This window comes from Saccharospirillum alexandrii, assembly GCF_004000275.1.
GTDB classification, from domain to species: domain Bacteria; phylum Pseudomonadota; class Gammaproteobacteria; order Pseudomonadales; family Natronospirillaceae; genus Saccharospirillum; species Saccharospirillum alexandrii.
Genome location: NZ_RCIP01000013.1, coordinates 1 through 2,045 on the forward strand (window position 1 = coordinate 1; position 2,045 = coordinate 2,045).

The 2,045-nt window shown below is 45.1% G+C and carries 3 protein-coding genes; all 3 read right to left on the reverse strand.

What is annotated here, in order from left to right:
• Window positions 1–179: 179 nt before the first annotated feature.
• Window positions 180–533 (reverse strand): hypothetical protein, encoded by a 354-nt coding sequence (locus EP166_RS21025; RefSeq protein ID WP_127560824.1) that lies wholly within the window; start codon window positions 531–533, stop codon window positions 180–182.
• A 114-nt stretch (window positions 534–647) separates the two neighbouring features.
• Window positions 648–1,043 carry a hypothetical protein gene (locus tag EP166_RS21030; RefSeq protein WP_127560826.1) on the reverse strand — a complete coding sequence of 132 codons (396 nt, stop codon included), beginning with the start codon at window positions 1,041–1,043 and terminating at the stop codon, window positions 648–650.
• Window position 1,044: 1 nt separating this feature from the next.
• Window positions 1,045–2,045, reverse strand: a 1,001-nt coding sequence (locus EP166_RS21035; protein ID WP_164744053.1) for an RHS repeat-associated core domain-containing protein, incomplete at its 5' end; no start/stop codon positions are given.

Here is a 2,045-nt window from a genome sequence, read left to right on the forward strand (position 1 = left end):
CACACACAAACGTTCCTAAAAATACTGCGAAAAGGAATATAGCAATTAATATTTCCACTTCTATTTTTCCTCAAAGTGAGCATAAGGTGCGTTAGTGTCAAAGTAATATGGTTACCTGGGACACCCACCACACTTACAAACTGCAACCATGGGAGTCTTTATAGCTCAGCTCTACCTGGCTAGCTTTCACCCTTAGCTGTCTCACTTTCAAATAGAACTAGCAACTCACTAGCCAATAACCTCACAATTTTCATCTTGGGGTGTTTAATAATATCTTCCGGAGCTAAATCTTCTGGTATCAGTTTGATAGCTTGATCTAACTTTATTGTTTTTCTGCATAACTCGTTTGAAAAATTTCGTTCTAAATACCCTGTTTCTAAAGACCTCGTTAATCTAGCGTCATCGAAGACACCACAAATAGCCTCCGTAAATGAGGACATCTGGTTTTCATTTCCATGCAACCATAGATTTTCTTGCAATTCTTTACTTGCAAGCTCACTAAGTTTATCCAGAAGAATGACTACATCTATCATTACATTATTCTCTAAAAATCAGCAGCTAGCTAGACACCCATCACAATTACAAACCATAGCGATGGGTGTCTGCACTATTCTTTATTCTCTATTCTAATAAAAATCAGCGGTTACTCAGACCTTCCCTAACTTGGCCGAGTCTCCATGGACTCGAATGTATTCGTCTCCCGCCATCCTAAAAAATAGATGATCCGCCTTATTCATCCTGTCCTCAGCTAATAACCAATCATGATCAAAGTCTTCTGGGTTCTTATAACCCACTTCAGCAACATCTCGAACCATGTTTTTTAAAACACCAGGGCTAACATCCAGGTAGTCCACACCTGAAAATGAAATTGTCAAATCCCCGTCTTTAGAGCATTCCTTATCGTTAGGCATAAATCGAACTCTCACTTTGTTAAAGATAAAGTCAACCTCAAGTCCAACTAAATCAAAGCAATTATGTAAATCGTAATAGTTATTCTCCACTTGGATACCCACGGAATCAGCAAGTATAAAATTCTTATTCATGTCACTGCCTCTCCAAATATCGGCGTACAGTCCTTATATCTTCTTGTGATGTAGGTCTTAGCGTAGATTGTTTTTCAGTTGTGTTGTACACCGGTTGCAAATGCTCAGGTGCCCTAGTATTTCTAGGAGAGACTTTTGTATGCGGAGTTGGTATTCCATTATGAGCTTTCCCAGCCAGATCGACATCAAGCTGTGTACTTTCAGACCTTAGAGTTACTCGATTCCTTCCAGCATTAAGCGGAATTAAGTCCAAAGCTTGCCTTTCTAGCGGAACTGCCTCTCTCGTCATTGAAGCTTCACGGACTCCACCATTCCTCAATCCCTGCCTGGCAATACCCCCCATTCCCAACGATAATAAATCTGGAGCCAAATAAGCGACAGTGCCAGCAGCCGCACCATACCTGTCAGCTATCGGATCCGCCACGTAAGTGCGCAACGCACCATCTGCAACCTCCATTACTGCCCCTGCATTGGACAAGGTAGAGACAGCATGCTCGTTGCTGGGCGAGTAGCCTAGAAAGCCCTGAACTGATCCCGAAACTGCCGCGGCTCGTTCTGTATCACCCCACGTAAGGCCCAGTGTGCCTAAACTAGCCACACCACCTATTGAAGTAGCGACGGTATTTGATGCTAGTGTGTAGCCTGTTTCGATCGCTCCGTTGGTAAGACTGGCCGCGTTACTGAGTGCATTGCCAACGCTACCCCAGAAACCTACTGTCTCACACAACCCCAACCAATCCACCCAAGCCAACGGATTCCCACTCACATACCCATACGCCATCTGCTGGGTCGGGTCTCTAAGCAGTTGCGCTTTATCCAACCCAGTAAACCGCATCAACTCATGCTGGATTTCTGATGGAAGGCCCGTGTTCCTGAAGTTCCACAGGTCCGGTTGCATGAACCGTTGAGTATGGGGGTTGTACCAGCGGGCGTCCAGGTGCACCAGGCCGGTGGCGGCTTCGGTGTAGCGGCCGGTGTATTGGTACGGCATCAGGTTGCCGA